This window comes from Streptococcus parasanguinis (assembly GCF_001073155.1).
In the GTDB taxonomy this organism is placed as follows: Bacteria; Bacillota; Bacilli; order Lactobacillales; family Streptococcaceae; genus Streptococcus; species Streptococcus parasanguinis_D.
In genome coordinates this window covers 24,314-40,265 of sequence record NZ_JVEE01000043.1, presented here as the reverse complement: position 1 = coordinate 40,265, position 15,952 = coordinate 24,314, and the positions used below count along the sequence as shown (strand labels likewise).

Genomic DNA, 15,952 nt, shown 5'->3' with positions numbered 1-15,952 from the left:
TCTGTTTTATTTCGGTACGGATTCATACACGGCCATATCCTGTGGAGTCAATAAGCCAGTGTAAAAGCCATCAACATTGATCGCAGCATACTTAGTTAGGCTCTCATAGGTTTGAATGGTATGAACATAGACCCGTTTTCCAAGTTTATGTACCTGTTCGATAAACTTAGGAGTTAAGCGAGAATCGTCGATAGGGACGGTCACCGCCTCGATTTCCTTGTGCTTGGCGATAAAATCCAGCACTTCTTCTCCACTATCTGGTGAGGCGTAGAGCGTATAGATCACGTGCTTGAAAGGATAAATAGATTCGATTTCTCCGAACATCTCTTGATGATAAATTTGTGGAATCACACGATCCAATAGTTCTTTGTCTCGCTTGTTTGCTTCTGAAACAAGTTCTTTAAATTGTGTAATCCTATCTTCCTTAGGGATTTCCATCGATTTGGTATCTGTCACCAACACCATATCTCGATTAATTATCATTTGATCAAACACATCCCCTATTAACATGGTCGTAAAGCGACTTGGTGTTTCTGGGGAACCATAACCCTGAAATTTCTTCCATTCCTTAGAAGAAGGTGCGACATCATCTTTGTTTCCAAAATGGTGCCAATCATGAACTGCAGCTAATTTCTTGTCACTAGTCAAATTAAAATCCATTTCAAACAAGCGATGGCAGAGATTGTAATTTTGCCGTAAAGCCTCTAAGGAATTGGTATACTTCGTATTGTACTCCTTCTCCCGGACCGTCCCTCCAGCGTGGGCTATTAGTCTTGGAGAAACCCTTAGCCAATCTTTCTTATTAACCTTGGTGTACTGCACGAAACCATATTGGTTAGACAGCTGGCCATTGGTCAAACGTTCAAGTGTTTCCTTATCCACATAGGTTTTCTTCCAGAAAGTTGTCTCTTGATGGGCTTTAAAGCGATAATGATTTTTATCAAATACCTTTGTTTTTGCGTTCCACTGGATGTCAATGATTACATTGGCATCTTTTTTACGAAATCCTGTCTTCGTTTTGGTATAGCCAGCCTCTAGTAGAGTCTCTTCTACTGGGTACAGGCCCGAAGTTAATAGGTTGGTCCGTACGTAGTAAAAGCTGATCATGCCAAACAATAAAAACAATCCGACCACTAACATAGTCGGATAGAGCCATCTAAATCGTCTGCGTCTGTTTTTATCTCCCCATTTCAATTGATCAATCGTCTCCTCTTAATCCTTCCACAAATCCATGGCCTTCAAGAAATCGTCTGAAACCGTCACATTGCGTGGGTTGGCTTGCTCGCGTTCTTGTAGCTTCGCCTCTACTTGGGCCAGGCTGTTGATGCCTTCACTGCGCCAGTTGCGTAAAATGGCTTGGATATATTTCCAGTGAGGCTTGCCGTTAAAGACAGCTTCTCGTAATGCTGCCTTGATCACATCTGGATCTGTCTGATCTTCGCGCACGGTCTTGGTCAAATCTTCAATCTCAAAAGGTGTCAAGAGTCGTCCCAGTTCTTGTTGGAAGGTTTCCACCAAGTCCTTGATGACATTTCCCTTCGCAGGCGCGCTTTGTGCCTTCCCTTGTGTTTGGGCTTCTAAAATCTCATCCAAGCGCTCCAGGGCAATAGTCGCATCAAAGATAGCTTCAATCTCGCCATTAAGCTCAATGGTCCGGTATTGAAGGAGTCCCTTGGTAGTCAAATTGGACATAATCCGATTGACCTCTGTCACCGTTTTTCCCAGATGACTAGCAATCTGATTGGGAGTTAAGGCATCTTGGCCAGTCGTATTTTGAAGGAAGAAAAACTGCCAAACCAAGTAGTCATCTGCTTGGTCAAACAACTCATGATAATGAAAAAGCAAGGCACTCGGAAGAACCAAGTTGCCATACTTAAATGCTTGTGAATATGTCATAATTCCTCTTTATAGGTAACCATAAAATGAAATATCTTTTTCCAATTCTTCCAAGCGGTAAGGTGTTTCTTGATAAACCGCATAGTTGATCCAATTACTAAAGAAGGTCGTTGCAGCTAGATTCCAACGAATGCGAGGCTCTGTATTAGCGTCATCCCCATCAAAATAATTCTTGGGAACATCCGGATCCAAGCCTGCCTTGACATCTCGGTGATATTCTTTTGCCAGCGTATCGCGATCATATTCCAGATGGCCAAAGCTATACACCTCACGCATATCTGGACTAGCAATGATGGAAAGCCCAACTTCATTTCCTTGCGCGATCACTTGAAGATTGCTCTTTTCAAGGACTTCCTTCAAAGGAATATCTGTATAGCGGGAATGAGGGGCAAGGAAGCGATCGTCAAAGCCTCTCATGAGCAGACTATCGGGACGCACCACTGCTTGGTCATAGATACCCGATAGCTTGTCACAGAGCTCTACTTTTTGAATCCCGTAACGGTGGTACAGTCCAGCCTGGGCTCCCCAACAAAGGTGCAAGGTAGAAAAGACATGCCGCTTGGACCATTCAAAGACCTGGGTTAATTCTTCCCAGTAGTCCACTTCCTCAAAGTCCATCTTTTCGACAGGAGCCCCGGTCACAATCAAGCCATCATAGTAATTCTCCTTGATATCCTCAAAGGTCTTGTAGAAGCTCTCCAAATGCTCTGCCGCTGTATTCTTGGATTCATGGCTCGCCATGTAGAGGAAATCTACATTGATCTGCAAGGGCGTGTTGGCAAGGAGCCGTAAGAGCTGGGTTTCTGTCGCAACCTTGGTCGGCATCAGATTAAGAATGAGAACATTCATCGGCCGAATATCTTGGTGAGTCGCCCGAACATCATCCATGACAAAAATATTTTCTGAACGAAGGATATCGACTGCTGGTAATTTTTTATCTAGAGTAATTGGCATAAAAAGCTCCCATCTTACAAGTTCTTAACTAACATTATATGATAGGAGCTTATAGTTTTCAATTATGGTTTTTCTGTAGCCAGTTATAGTATTAGACTATATTAGTAATGCATCAAGACTTTGTAGTCGTAATCGCCGATCGCTTCGCGACCTTTCAAGTCGTCCAACTCGATCAAGAAGGCACAACCTGCAACAACTCCACCGAGTTTTTCGATCATTTCGATGGTTGCTTTCACCGTACCGCCAGTCGCCAAAAGGTCATCAACGATGAGGACACGTTGACCTGGTTTGATAGCATCAGCGTGCATGGTCAAGGTATCAACACCATATTCTTTTTCGTAGTCAGCAGAGATGACTTCACGTGGCAATTTTCCAGGTTTACGAACAGGCGCAAATCCAATTCCCAACTCAAAAGCGACCGGACATCCAACGATGAAACCACGCGCTTCAGGACCAACGATCATGTCGATTTTCTTATCCGTTGCGTATTGAACGATTTCACGAATCGCATAACTATAAGCATTGCCATCTGCCATCAAAGGGCTGATATCACGGAAGGTAATTCCTTCTTGCGGATAGTTTTCAATGCTTGCAATGTAATCTTTTAAATTCATAGTTAACTTTCTTTCATAAAAAATTTTTTACATTCCATTATATCATGAATTCCACTAACTTGCATCATTTTTTGCCAAATCATTTTCCCAAGCTCCCGCGTCAAAAGCAAAAATCCCACATCCGAAAAATGATGTGGGATTGAGTTCCAAAAAAACTTACTATTCTTCTATCAATTTATTGTACTCGATTTTCATATCTCCCAAGTTTTTCAGGGAATATCGGGAGCTTCCATTTTTGAACCAGGTACCAAGGATGTATTGTTCAGCGACTTTCTTACTTTGGTCTCGAAGCCAAGCACGGTCTTTGCCATAGGTGGCAAGTTTCTCAAGGAGTTGCTGGCCCTCGTAGGTAGTATCTTCTTTAGAAAGGTAGACCTCTTTCTGGAAAAACAGCTTTTTTGACGAATCGTATTTAAATATAAATCCGAGTGTCACACCTTTTTCCAATTTAAAATCATACATATAGGTCCAGTTGGAAGTTCCCCTAAACATCATGACGGATAGGTCTTCCTGACCACCAACGATTTTATCTGAATAGGGATACATTTGAAATCCTTCATCTTCCTTCCAGATGTGATCACTTCCGATCGTTTCTGTATAGGGCTTAAACATCACATAGCGCATCCATCCACCATTTTCGGCATAGTTGATTTCTTCCATGGGATTCTTGAGACTCAGGTAGAGTCCCAACCAATAAAGAGCAAAAAGTAGGAAGGGGCTGAGCCATAGAAAATATTTTAGCTGTCTTTTCATGAGGCCTGACCTGTCAGATAGTCATAGATTTCACGAACTGTTCCAAGGGCCATCAACTCCTGCTCTTTCACGGTTTGTTTGAGGTTTTGGTAGATGCTGCTTTCTGCGATTTCGCGTTTTTCTGCTTCTTTATTAACCTTCATGATGCCATTTTCAATGGTCACGAAGCCCAACTCTTGGAAGATCTGGATCATTTTGACCAAGAGGATCTGCTGGATCTTGAGATAGGCCGCTAGGTCTTTGAGTTTGTAGCGGACATCAAATTCCGGGTACTGGTAGATGGTCTTATAGAGCTTGGCATACTGGTCCCTGCTGCCGTATCCTGTCAGATAGTAGGCTTTGGCGATCTCATTTTTGAAATAAACGGCCTGGAAATCATGCTCTTGGAAGATTTGCCGTAGTTGCTCTAAATCCTCAGGGATATTTCCAACTACCACAGCGTGTGCCCCTGTTAGATCTGGCAGTTCTTGGGTAAAATCAAGAATGGGAACACCTGCGGGGAGGCTAGCATTTTTAGAGCGGATATTAAAGAGCTGCACACCATCCACACGCGCATCAACCAGCATGAGCTGGAGGGTCGTTTGACCATTCCATTGGTTGACCGACAACTGCACAGCTAGCTCTAGGTCTTGCGCTTGCGCAAACTCTGACTCTAAGCTTCCCAAGCCAAAGGCAACCACCTCAAAGGTCGCATCTTCTTGAGAAATTTTGAGTTTCAAGTGGATATTGCCAGCTCCCATCGAGCGTGCCCCTTCTACCTTAAAGTTACGGACTAGAAAGACTGGCTTTTTATTGTCCATGCCAAAAGGACTCAAGCGCTCAAAGCTTTTCAAGGTCTCAAGCGTCAGTTCTGTTAGATGCAATTCCTCGTCGATGGCTAAGCTAGACTTGCTGCTGAGATCAATATCTTGTTCTGCAATGTAATCCGTAAGAGCCTGTGACAAGGCAGGAAGTTGGTTCACATCTAAGGTCATCCCTGCTGCACCGGCATGCCCTCCAAAGGCGACAAAGAGCGACCGGTGGGGATCGAGGGCGTCAAAGATATTGACCGACTCAGGACTCCGAGCGCTTCCTTTAGCCCGTCCATCTTCGATACTTAAAACAACGACCGGCTGATGAAGCTCTTCCAACAAACGACCAGCGACAATACCAAGGACCCCTGGATTCCAGCCTTCTTTGGCCAAGACCTGGGCGGACAAGCTCGGATCGACCATGGTTTTAGCTTCGTCATAGATGCTTTGGACAATTTCTTTACGTTCTTCATTCTTCTGATGAATCATGAGGGCAATCTCATGCGCCTCTTCATCGTCAAATCCAGTCAGGAGTTCAATGGCTGGATTGGGATCATCGAGGCGGCCAAGAGCATTGAGACGAGGAGCAATCTGAAAACCAACCGTTTCTTCATTGACATCCTCCGGACGAATCCCTGCTATCTCCAAGAGTTCCTGCAAGCCCATGCGCTGGGTATGTTGGAGAACACCCAGACCGTATTTGACCAGGATCCGATTCTCATCTGTTAGGCTGACCATGTCAGCAATGGTCCCAATTGCTACCAGGTCTAAGAGATCGACTGGTACTTCCTCTAGGAGGGCACAGGCCAACTTAAAGGCCACACCACATCCTGCTAGATAATGGAAGGGATAATCCGCATCAGGATGCTCCGGATGAATGATCGCATATGCATCCGGTAAAACCTCTGGCATAGAGTGGTGGTCCGTCACGATGACATCGACTCCCATCGCTTGGGCAATGGCAATGGCTTGATTGCCCGCTACCCCATTGTCCACCGTGACAATCAGGGAAATGCCCTGCTGCTCAATAAAGTATTTGTAGACACTCTCATTGGGACCATAGCCGTCTGTGAAGCGGTTAGGTAGGTAGACTTGCACCTCTGCCCCCATCTGCTCCAAGGTTTCCTTCATAATAGAGGCCGAGGTCATCCCATCCGCATCATAGTCTCCGTAGATCAGGATCTGCTCATAATCTTCGATGGCCCGTCGGATGCGCTCCACTGCCTTGTCCATATCATGGAGCAAATAAGGGTCGTGTAGCTTCTCAAGCTTGGGCTCTAAAAAGTCTTCTAAATCCTCTTTGGTCTGAATGCCACGCTCATACAGCAAGGTTGCTACGGATGCTTCCAGGCCTGCTTTTTTGGCAAGGACTAAAAAGGCCTCATCTGCATTTGGCGAAGCTAACTGCCAATCGTATTTTGAAGTGATCATCTAGCTTTTGGTCTCCTCTTTTTCTTATCTGAATATTATATCATGAAAGCCGAAAATGGCGGGAAATAAACGATTTTTTTGGTATAAAATCATTATGACAAAACAGTATAATAAAATAGTGCTTTTTCTTTGACTTTATTACTATATATTAGTACAATGGACTTGTTTGGTAATACTAAAAATTAGGAGGAATTATGAAAAAACCAATTTTAGTTGTTTTTTCATTGCTAGCTGCTGTGCTTTTTCTGTTTGTAGCAGGAAGTAAAGTAACACAAGCAAAAGAATTAACAACCCAAGTAAAGATAACCCAAGCAAAATTGGACGGAGATCAAATCTCTTACCACTGGGAAATCGGAACTGGCGTAGAAATAGGTGATACCTTTAAAATTTCTATGCCAGAAGACGTCAAATTCGCTTCTTCTGCCTTCAATTCAATGAAGAATGAGAAGGGAGAAGAGATCGCAACTGGTAAAGTCTCAGACGACGGAAAGACCCTAACCATCACCTTTGTTAAAGGTGGAAATAAAGGGGCTGAAGGAAATGTCTCCTTCTATTACAAATGGGATAAAGACAATACGACCGGAAAAGATCAAGAACGAACGATTAAAATCGGTACCGAATCTGTTATCGTTAAACGTTCTGGACAAGGCCCAGTTCCATTATTGCTCCCAATTAAAAAGTACAATTCTGGTGCTACTGATAATACTAATTTACAACATGCACAGAAGATCTGGGGACCAACAGGAATTCCTGACTGGAGAGATACTTTAACAGTAACGGATGAACAAGCAGATGGTTTTTTAACTTGGCATATCTCAGTAAATAATGCTGTCGATAAACAAGCACCTGCATCAAGTATCGTCTTTACTGACCAAATGCCTAACCTTCCAGCACTTGATTTTAGTCGTATTAAATCTACTAAAGGACAAGATGTTGCTCAATACTTCAAGGGAGGAACTTACCTTCCTGCTTCATTTGACCTAAAGGTAAATGGAAAAACTTTTGTTGCCAATGGAATCCCAATGGCTGGCCTTGGGTTAGAACCATATATTGAGTGGACTGAACACGGATTTAAACTTGATCTAACTAAGATTAGTGACCAATTTAAAAATGCATCAACAGATGAAATTACTCTTTCTTACCAAACACTGTTGCAACATGCTGATCAAATTAAGAGTGTTACTAATGTAGCTAGCCTTAAAAGTGATCAACACCAAGAAAGTGTTTCAAAAGAAAACACTTGGGTGAATAAAGCCGCCTCAGCCGATGCTAAAGTTTTCAATAGCGAACCAACTATTAGCCCGGTTTCAGCAAATCTTGTTGTTAAAAAAGCTTTCGAAGTAGCTGGTGATCAGGAACATAAACAAGTTCCAATCACAGAAGGTCAATTTGAGTTTGTCTTGAAAGATGAAAATAATACGGTAGTTGAAACTGCTAAAAATAAAGCAGATGGCACTGTCAACTTCAAGTCTCTAACCTTCAATAAGGAAGGTAGCTATACATACACTATCACTGAAAACAAGGGTACGGATGCTACTATCAACTATAGTACACAAAGTATCACGGCTACTGTCGATGTGAAAAAAGAAAACGACAAACTCGTCGCTACTGTCACTTACTCAGGTGGAGATGCTGAGAAAGGTGATACGTTTACAAATACGAAAACACCTCCAACTCCTGTTCCTCCAACAGTGAAACCAACGTCAGCTCAATTCAAGGCTAAAAAAGTATTGGCGATCAATGGTTCGAGCGATCGTACATTGAAAGCAAATGAGTTTACTTTCCTTCTCAAGGATCAAGCTGGTACGCTCATTGATACCAAGACAAATGGTGAGAATGGGGATATTCTCTTCAATCCAGTAAGCTTTAATGAAGCTGGTACGTTCACGTACACAATTGTTGAACAAAAACCAGCTACACCAGAATCAGCTATTACTTATGATGAAACTGTTCACACTGTAACAGTAACTGTTACAAAAGACGAAAATGGACAATTGAATGCGGATGTGCAATACGACGGTAAAAAGGATACTCCTACTTTCACCAACACGTACACACCTCCGACACCTCCAACTCCAAGTGAAAAACAAATTACCACAAGCAAGATTTTAGAAGGTCGTGACCTTCAAGGTGGTGAATTTAGCTTTAACCTCTTGGACGAAAATGGAACTGTTCTTCAAACAAAACAAAATGCTGCAGATGGTACAGTGACATTTGATGCGATCGCCTACACGGAAGCGATGATTGGTACTCATAAATATACCATTAAAGAAGTCGTACCAGCTGATAAGGCAAACATCCAGTACGACGAAGGTCAAGTGGATGTCACAGTTACTGTCACAAAAGATGAAGCGTCAAATGCTATCCAAGCAGTCGTTGCTTATGGAGATAAGAAAACCTTTATCAACAAGGTGATTCCACCAACTCCACCAACAATTGATATTCCTGAACTGAAACTCTACACCCTTAAGGTTCGTAAAGTGGATGAAAAGGGTAATTACCTAGCCGGTGCAGTATTTGGACTCTTTGAAGCAGATGGTGTGACACCTGTTGCCAACCCATATGGACAAGGCCAAGCGCAAGCAATTTCTGGTCAAGATGGACTTGCAAGCTTTGTTGGATTTGAAGCTAAAGAGTATGTCATTAAAGAGCTCTCAGCTCCAAGTGGTTACCAACTTTCAAATGAAGTCATCAAGGTTTCTGCAAGCGACTTTGCTTCAGCTAGCAATCTTGAAGTTGATAAAGGAAACGTGGTGAATAAACTTCTTCCACCACCACCATCAACAGATAAACCGAAAACATCAACACCTCCATCATCCAATGGAGATAAGCCTAGTGAAAAACCTAAATCTAGTGACAAGCCTAAAGAAGGTAAACGATCTCTTCCGTCAACAGGAACTGCTGATCATTTAGGACTTCTTGCAACTGGTATGACATTAATCGCTACAGCTATTGCTTCTATGAAACTTAAGAAGAAAGAAGACTACTAAGAAACATGAAAGATCTAGTCAAACGTGACTAGATCTTTTTCTTGTATGATATTAATTTTTATAAATCATCCCTGTACAGGCTTGCTCGGAAAGTTCGACAAAGCCGAGAGACTGGTAAAAGGCTAGATTTTTCTCGCTACGTTCAGTAGCAAGGAGCCGTTGATAGACATTTGGGAAGGTCGCTAAAGCCTCTGTTAAGAGTTTCTTTCCAATGCCTTGGCGCTGGTGATCTGGTCTTACCAAAAGGTCCTGCACAAAAATAACCGAGTGGCCATCACCTACCAAGCGAATGTAGGCGACGAGCTCTTTCTCATCATAGACGGCCAACTGCCAGAGACTGGCTTTGACAGCTTCTTCCAGCATAGCTGGGTTGTTGGTATAATTGGTCCAGCCGACTGAGCTATAGAGTGCGAGTAAGTCTGCTAACGCTGGAATTTCTTGTTTGTAATGTACCATCTTAACTCCTTTTTAAGGTATAGTGCTGGAAGAAGGCGATATCCCGGTAAGGCGGCTCTTGGCAAACGGCTAGCTCCATCTTAAGCATAGACTCTCGCCAGCCTTCTTGACCCTTGAAGCGATTGTCCTGCAAGGCATAAAAGACTCGAATTCCTTGGTAGTCCTGAACTTCAAGGGCTAGATCTTCCACTGCTCTATCGAGATCATAGGCCTGAGCCAAGCCCATGGAGTGGGTTTCCAAGTCCTGACCTGCTAAGAGATCAAGCGCCTTCTGGGTATCATTTTCAAAGACGACGGTCTGTAGGACGCGGCCAACTTCATTGTGCTTGACGATAGAGAGCAGACCACCTGGTTTCAAGAGGCGGGTGAATTCCTTGAGAATCACCTTGCGATCCTCTACATACTCCAGGACATTGTGGCTGAGGATGACATCAAAGCTGGCATTTTCAAGGCTTGCTAACTGATCCAAACTTCCAACCAGTTGCTGATAGGGATGGTCCTGGGCCCGCAAGGCCACCATTTCCTCATTGGGTTCTACAGCAAGGACGTCATTGTCTTGCGCCAGGTGGTTGGCTACAAGGCCGAAGCCACTGCCAAAATCAAGCACGCACTTGCCTTTGATGTCTTTTAATTGGTCAAAAAGAATGTCATAATAGATCTGTCCCCAAGGTTGCTGGAGATTTTCTAAATAGACTTGAATATTTGCTGCCATCTAACTCCCCCTATTTGAAGTTAAACATCTTGCTGGCTAACGTGTCCGAAATACGTGGGAAAAGGGTATAGAGCTTGTGGGTCAGGTTCAAGAGCCAAGGCAGATTGAGCTCACGTTTTGCTTTTCCAAAGTTCTTCACGATCTTCTTAGCCACAAAGTCTGGTTCCAAAATATAGCGATCCACAGCTTTGACATAGCTTCCGTCTGGGTCTGCCTGATCAAAGAAAGTGGTCCGAATGGGGCCTGGATTGACCGTCGTCACATGGACACCAAAGGGCATGAGTTCTAGCCGCAGGGCATTGGAGAAGCCAATGGACGCAAACTTAGTAGCCGAATAAAGGCTGGATTTGGCAGTTGCAACGAGACCCGCCATGCTGACGATGTTGACGATGTGCCCCTTGCCTGCTTCCTTCATGTGCGCACCCATCAAACGTGAAAGCTGCATGAGGGCAAAGGTATTGACTTCAAACATCTCCCGCACCTGCTGGTCAGAAATGCGATCGAAGGCCTCAAAAATCCCATAGCCTGCATTGTTGACCAAGATATCGATCTGCCCGTAGCGCTGATAGAGCTCTTCTACCAAATCTTGGACGGCTGAGGAATCAGTGATATCGATCCCGATGCATTCAGCTTGAGGATGACTGGCATAGAGCTTTTCCAGTTTTTCTTGATTTCTGCCTAGGAGAATCAGCCGATCTTCAGGGAGGAGCTTGACCATTTCTTGGGCCAAACCTCCACTTGCTCCTGTTATGAGAATGGTTCGCATCTTAGATCTCCACTTCTTCCAAATCTTTGACCACATAGACATTTTCAAAAATGCTGGACGCATCCTTGCGCAATTGGCTGATATCTTTTGATAAGAAGCGAGCACTGATGTGGTTCAAAAGAAGGCGCTTGGCTCCAGCTTCACGCGCCACTTCTGCTGCCTGCATATTGGTCGAGTGACCGTGTTTCTTAGCAATCTTCTCATCGCCCTTACCATAGGTAGACTCATGGACGAGGACATCCGCATTGACCCCAAGGCGGACGCTGGCATCAGTCTTTCTGGTATCTCCAAGGATCGTGATAATCTTACCAGGCCGAGGGGCTGAAATATAATCCGCAGCAATGATCTTAGTCCCATCTTCCAGGGTGACATCTTGTCCATTTTTGACCTGGCCAAAGAGCGGACCAAATGGAACGCCCGCTGCCTTCAGCTTGTCAGCGTCGAGCGTCCCTTCCAAGTCCTTCTGCATGATCCGGTAACCCACACAGAAAATGGTGTGGTCCAAAGCCTCCGCATAAACCGTAAATTTATCGGTTTCTAAAATCTTACCTAGAGAATGTTCATCGAATTCATGAAAATGAATGCGGTAAGGCAGGCGAGATCCTGATACGCGAAGACTGGTCATGACAAAGGATTTGATGCCTGCTGGACCATAAATATCCAGATCCGTCTGCTCTTCATTGGCCTGAAAGGCCCGACTAGAGAGGAAACCTGGCAAACCAAAAATATGGTCTCCGTGTAAGTGAGTGATAAAGATCTTGCTAACCTTTCGCGGACGAATGGTCGTTTCTAAAATTTGATTCTGTGTCGCTTCGCCACAATCAAAGAGCCAGACTTCATTGATCTCGTCCAGCAATTTGAGCGCTAGGCTCGATACATTACGGGCTTTTGAGGGTTGCCCAGCTCCCGTTCCTAAAAATTGAATGTCCATTGTCTACTTTCTATCTATATAAATCATGGCCGTCCGGTTCTCTGAACGGAAAGAAAGGTTACCTGGGTAGGCTTGCGCTAGCTCGAGGAGCTCTTCTTGGTTATATCCTGACAGTTTCAAGCGTCCATCGTTCAAGGTCATCAAGTCAGTCAGGGCTGAAAGGGCTTCTGTTTTAGAGACCACTTCTGGTTCAGCCTCTTGCAAGCAGATCTTGCCATCTTTTTCAAAGACCAAGCAATGCGGAAAGATCTCTGCGATTTCAAATAAAATGGCGGGAGTGATAGCCTCTGCTGGATGTTCAGCAAAGACACAGGCTAGCTCTTCATTTACGTAAGCCAAGCCATAAGACTTACCTGATAAGTTGAGGCGGATAAAGGGCTTTCGTTCATCAAAGGTTTGCTGAACTGTGAATAAGTCAAATACCCGACTCAAGTCCAAGAAATAATCCATGGCCTCTTTGGGGCTCTTCTTTTGGTAGAGCTCGGCGAAATAGGCATTGATCACACTTGGGGGAGGCGTAATCACACGGAGACGCAATTCCTCAGGGATCGTGCTTAAAAGATTGGTCAGATAGACCCGATCGAGGCTGGTATAGCCTCCATATTTTATTGCTAAATTAACGTAATCCGTCATAAAATTCTTCCAACTTCCACTTATTTTTCTCTGCTATATGGCCTTGAATGACCTCGACATCCTCTTCAAATTCGCGCTGGTCAATGATCGCTACTGTTTCTAGATCATGTGTCCGATAAGATTTTGAAAAAGGAACGCGAATGGTAAAGGGAACAAAGAGTTCTCTCAATTTTTCTAGAAGCAAAGCCTGGAGATCTTCACGGGCTGTCTCAGAGCGCGCTGAAATCAAGCTAAAAGGTGTCTGGGTTGGTGTAAAGTCTGCTACTTTGTCTGCTTTGTTGTAAAGGGTCAAGCGAGGAATCTCCAGCATATCCAGGTCCTTCATGATCGAAAACACCGTCTTTTCATGCTCTTCATGATTGGGATCAGACGCATCTATGACATGGACCAGAAGGTCTACATTCTTACTTTCTTCCAAGGTCGACTTAAAGCTCGATACCAACTCTGTTGGTAGATCTTGGATAAAACCAACCGTATCGGTCAGCGTCACTTGCAGATTGCCTGTTAGATGGATGCTCTTAGTTGTTGCGTCCAAGGTCGCAAAGAGTTCATCAGCTTCATACTGGCTCTTACTGGTCAGCTGATTCATAATGGTCGACTTTCCTGCATTAGTATAGCCGATCAAACCAATCTTGAAGACAGGTGATTCCAAGCGTTTTTCACGAAGGGTTTCCCGGTTCTTTTCAACTGCCTTGAGCTGGCGCTCGATATCGGTGATTTGATTGCGAACGCTCCGGCGGTTCAACTCCAACTGACTTTCCCCTGGACCACGAGAACCAATTCCCCCAGCTTGACGGCTGAGCATGATCCCTTGACCGACAAGACGTGGCAAAAGGTATTTGAGCTGGGCCAAGTGCACCTGCAACTTTCCTTCATGACTCCTAGCCCGCATGGCAAAGATATCTAAAATCAACTGCATCCGGTCAATGACCTTGACCCCAAGGATTTCTTCTAAGTTGACATTTTGACGGGGGGTCAGGCGGTTATTGACCACTACGGTCGTAATCTCATCTGCTTCGACCATTTGAGCGATTTCTTCTAGTTTTCCTGAGCCGACAAAGGTCTTGGTATCGTATTTCTCCCGCTTTTGTGTATAAGAGCCCCGGACATCTCCACCGGCTGTTTTAGCCAGGCTTGCCAACTCCTCCATTGACATATCAAAATTGTCCATGCCTTGAAGTTCCACACCGACCAGAAGGATGCGTTCTTGTTTTTTTTCTGTTTCAATCATGCTGTAAAAACTCCTTTACATCTGCAAGAACCTGCTCCTTGAAGTGGGGGGCAGAAATGGCGTAGAAGGTCACTTCCATTCGATTTCGAAACCAGGTCAACTGCCGTTTGGCAAAGCGACGCGTATTGCGCTTGAGGATCTCACTGGCTTCCTCAAGGCTCTGCTCTCCCTTAAAGTAAGGAAAAAGTTCCTTGTAGCCAATGCCTTTAGCCGCCTGAACTTCCGGATGGTCATCATAGAGCCACCGTGCTTCATCCAGCAAGCCCTCCTCTAGCATGCGATCTACTCGGCGATTGATGCGATCATAGATCAAGGACCGTTCATCATCTAGACAGATGAGATAGGGGGCATAATCGGTCTCTTCGTTTGCGAGGTCCTGCCCAAAATGCGCAATTTCAAGAGCCCGCATGGCCCGACGGCGATTGAGCTGAGGAATCACAAGTCCTTGCTCCGCCACCCTTTGGTACAAGTCTTCGTCCGACAGCAAGTCCAATTGAGCACGATAGGCCAGAATCTCTTCATGAGGAACTTCACCACCTAGATGATAACCTTCGAGCAGACTTTGGATGTAAAGACCCGTCCCACCTGCAATGATAGGAAGCTTGCCTCGAGCTGTGATATCCTCAATCGCAGCCTTAGCTTCTCTTACAAAATCAAAAGCCGAGTAAGACTCGGTCACCTCCCGGACATCGATCAAATGATGGGGAGCTACAGCTTGCTCTTCTGGTGTCGCCTTTGCTGTTCCAATATCCAGCTTGCGATAGACTTGTTGACTATCGCCACTGATAATTTCACCATTGAGAGCTTGTGCTAAATCGATCGCAAGAGCTGTCTTTCCAACAGCAGTCGGTCCCACAATCACAATTATCTTGGTTTTCATCGTTTTTCCTTGCAAAATTCACGTTTTTTCGTTACCATATATTATAACATAAATATTTAAAGTTCAGAAAAGGAGAAATTCTCATGGCTAAAGGATTTGGTAAAGGTTTTGTTACTGGTGTTGCCGGTACAGTTGCTGCTGTCGCAGGTGCAGTTTATACATTCAAGAAAAAAGTAATCGAGCCAGAAGAAAAGAAAGCAGCTTTCATTGAAGAAAACCGCAAAAAAGCAGCACGTCGCCGTGTCTCACACTAATCATTCAAAAAGCTCCGGAAAACCGGAGCTTTTTTGTGTGGTTGTTAGTTGCTTTTACATTTTAATAAGTCAGTCGAAATATCCAATGAATTAGTCAAGTAATCCTACAATTCACTATGTCATCATTTATATATTTTTCTTTCCGCAGTGACAAAAGTACCTGAAACAGGAGCTGTTTCAGGTACTCGGAATTATTGAGAGTAAAACAGTTCGGGGAACTGTTTTAGCCTGAGCTAAGAATTTCAAGAACGAAGGGGCTCAATAATTAGCTATGGAACTTCGTAGAAGTTCGCTAGCGTCCGCCGTCACCTAAGGAAAGATAAAATATAAAAAATGATTTCACCGTTCTTTGATCATCTTCGTTGCGATCTCCAAGAGTTCCACTCCCATCTGAAAATGCTCGTCTAACAAATCATAGACGGCATCTTCGGACAAGACACCACAAGGAAGATCTGCTGGAAAGTCAGCTTGATTGGACAAGTCTAAATCATCAAAATAGACCTGACTACTATAATAATCGCGCAGTTGGATATAGCTTTCTTGATGCTCTTTTAGCTGATCCACTGCTTTTTTGGTTTCTTCCAAAGTCTTGGCATAGTCATTCAAATAACCTTCCATTCTTTGGATCCGTTCGATGTTTTCCTGTGCAATTGCCATGAT

General features: G+C 44.2%; 16 protein-coding genes. 2 read left to right on the top strand and 14 right to left on the bottom strand.

The window, feature by feature from the left end:
- Positions 1–6: 6 nt before the first annotated feature.
- The 6 genes from ADH92_RS07650 to recJ form a co-directional block, all read right to left on the bottom strand.
- The gene (locus ADH92_RS07650; RefSeq protein ID WP_049498015.1) at positions 7–1,194 is read right to left on the bottom strand and encodes a glycerophosphodiester phosphodiesterase family protein; all 1,188 of its coding nucleotides are present in this window, start codon (positions 1,192–1,194) and stop codon (positions 7–9) included.
- An 18-nt stretch (positions 1,195–1,212) separates the two neighbouring features.
- On the bottom strand, positions 1,213–1,896 hold the full coding sequence (locus ADH92_RS07645; RefSeq protein WP_049498014.1) for a DnaD domain-containing protein: 684 nt from the start codon (positions 1,894–1,896) through the stop codon (positions 1,213–1,215).
- A 9-nt stretch (positions 1,897–1,905) separates the two neighbouring features.
- Entirely contained in the window at positions 1,906–2,850 is a 945-nt protein-coding gene (metA, locus tag ADH92_RS07640) for a homoserine O-acetyltransferase MetA (RefSeq protein WP_049498013.1), read from the bottom strand.
- A 101-nt stretch (positions 2,851–2,951) separates the two neighbouring features.
- The gene (locus tag ADH92_RS07635; protein ID WP_003002788.1) at positions 2,952–3,464 is read right to left on the bottom strand and encodes an adenine phosphoribosyltransferase; all 513 of its coding nucleotides are present in this window, start codon (positions 3,462–3,464) and stop codon (positions 2,952–2,954) included.
- A 159-nt stretch (positions 3,465–3,623) separates the two neighbouring features.
- Positions 3,624–4,217, bottom strand: a complete 594-nt coding sequence (locus ADH92_RS07630) for a TipC family immunity protein (protein WP_049498012.1) — start codon at positions 4,215–4,217, stop codon at positions 3,624–3,626.
- Positions 4,214–6,439: a single-stranded-DNA-specific exonuclease RecJ gene (gene recJ / locus ADH92_RS07625; protein ID WP_049498011.1), complete on the bottom strand. Its 2,226-nt coding sequence runs from the start codon at positions 6,437–6,439 to the stop codon at positions 4,214–4,216. Before recJ ends, ADH92_RS07630 begins: the two co-directional genes overlap by 4 nt.
- A gap of 194 nt (positions 6,440–6,633) precedes the next feature.
- On the opposite strand from recJ, the gene ADH92_RS07620 reads away from it, so the two are divergent.
- On the top strand, positions 6,634–9,429 hold the full coding sequence (locus tag ADH92_RS07620) for a Spy0128 family protein (protein WP_049498010.1): 2,796 nt from the start codon (positions 6,634–6,636) through the stop codon (positions 9,427–9,429).
- A 51-nt stretch (positions 9,430–9,480) separates the two neighbouring features.
- On the opposite strand, the gene ADH92_RS07615 is transcribed toward ADH92_RS07620, so the two are convergent.
- Genes ADH92_RS07615 through miaA form a run of 7 tightly spaced genes read right to left on the bottom strand, consistent with a single transcriptional unit; the run spans position 9,481 to position 15,038 of the window.
- Complete coding sequence (locus ADH92_RS07615) at positions 9,481–9,885, bottom strand: GNAT family N-acetyltransferase (protein WP_049498009.1); 405 nt, start codon at positions 9,883–9,885, stop codon at positions 9,481–9,483.
- Between the two features lies 1 nt (position 9,886).
- On the bottom strand, positions 9,887–10,597 hold the full coding sequence (locus ADH92_RS07610) for a class I SAM-dependent methyltransferase (RefSeq protein ID WP_049498008.1): 711 nt from the start codon (positions 10,595–10,597) through the stop codon (positions 9,887–9,889).
- A gap of 10 nt (positions 10,598–10,607) precedes the next feature.
- Positions 10,608–11,363, bottom strand: a complete 756-nt coding sequence (locus tag ADH92_RS07605) for an SDR family NAD(P)-dependent oxidoreductase (RefSeq protein WP_049498007.1) — start codon at positions 11,361–11,363, stop codon at positions 10,608–10,610.
- Between the two features lies 1 nt (position 11,364).
- Positions 11,365–12,294, bottom strand: coding sequence for a ribonuclease Z (gene rnz / locus ADH92_RS07600; RefSeq protein WP_014713571.1), 930 nt, complete (start codon positions 12,292–12,294; stop codon positions 11,365–11,367).
- A 3-nt stretch (positions 12,295–12,297) separates the two neighbouring features.
- Positions 12,298–12,927 carry a cystathionine beta-lyase gene (locus tag ADH92_RS07595; protein ID WP_049498006.1) on the bottom strand — a complete coding sequence of 210 codons (630 nt, stop codon included), beginning with the start codon at positions 12,925–12,927 and terminating at the stop codon, positions 12,298–12,300.
- Complete coding sequence (gene hflX / locus ADH92_RS07590; RefSeq protein ID WP_049498005.1) at positions 12,911–14,158, bottom strand: GTPase HflX; 1,248 nt, start codon at positions 14,156–14,158, stop codon at positions 12,911–12,913. The genes ADH92_RS07595 and hflX overlap by 17 nt, the downstream gene beginning before the upstream one ends.
- On the bottom strand, positions 14,151–15,038 hold the full coding sequence (gene miaA, locus ADH92_RS07585; protein WP_049498004.1) for a tRNA (adenosine(37)-N6)-dimethylallyltransferase MiaA: 888 nt from the start codon (positions 15,036–15,038) through the stop codon (positions 14,151–14,153). Before miaA ends, hflX begins: the two co-directional genes overlap by 8 nt.
- An 83-nt stretch (positions 15,039–15,121) precedes the next feature.
- On the opposite strand from miaA, the gene ADH92_RS10395 reads away from it, so the two are divergent.
- Positions 15,122–15,292 (top strand): DUF3042 family protein, encoded by a 171-nt coding sequence (locus ADH92_RS10395; RefSeq protein ID WP_003014881.1) that lies wholly within the window; start codon positions 15,122–15,124, stop codon positions 15,290–15,292.
- A 339-nt stretch (positions 15,293–15,631) separates the two neighbouring features.
- On the opposite strand, the gene ADH92_RS07580 is transcribed toward ADH92_RS10395, so the two are convergent.
- The gene (locus ADH92_RS07580) at positions 15,632–15,949 is read right to left on the bottom strand and encodes a DUF4298 domain-containing protein (protein ID WP_049498003.1); all 318 of its coding nucleotides are present in this window, start codon (positions 15,947–15,949) and stop codon (positions 15,632–15,634) included.
- Positions 15,950–15,952 lie beyond the last annotated feature (3 nt).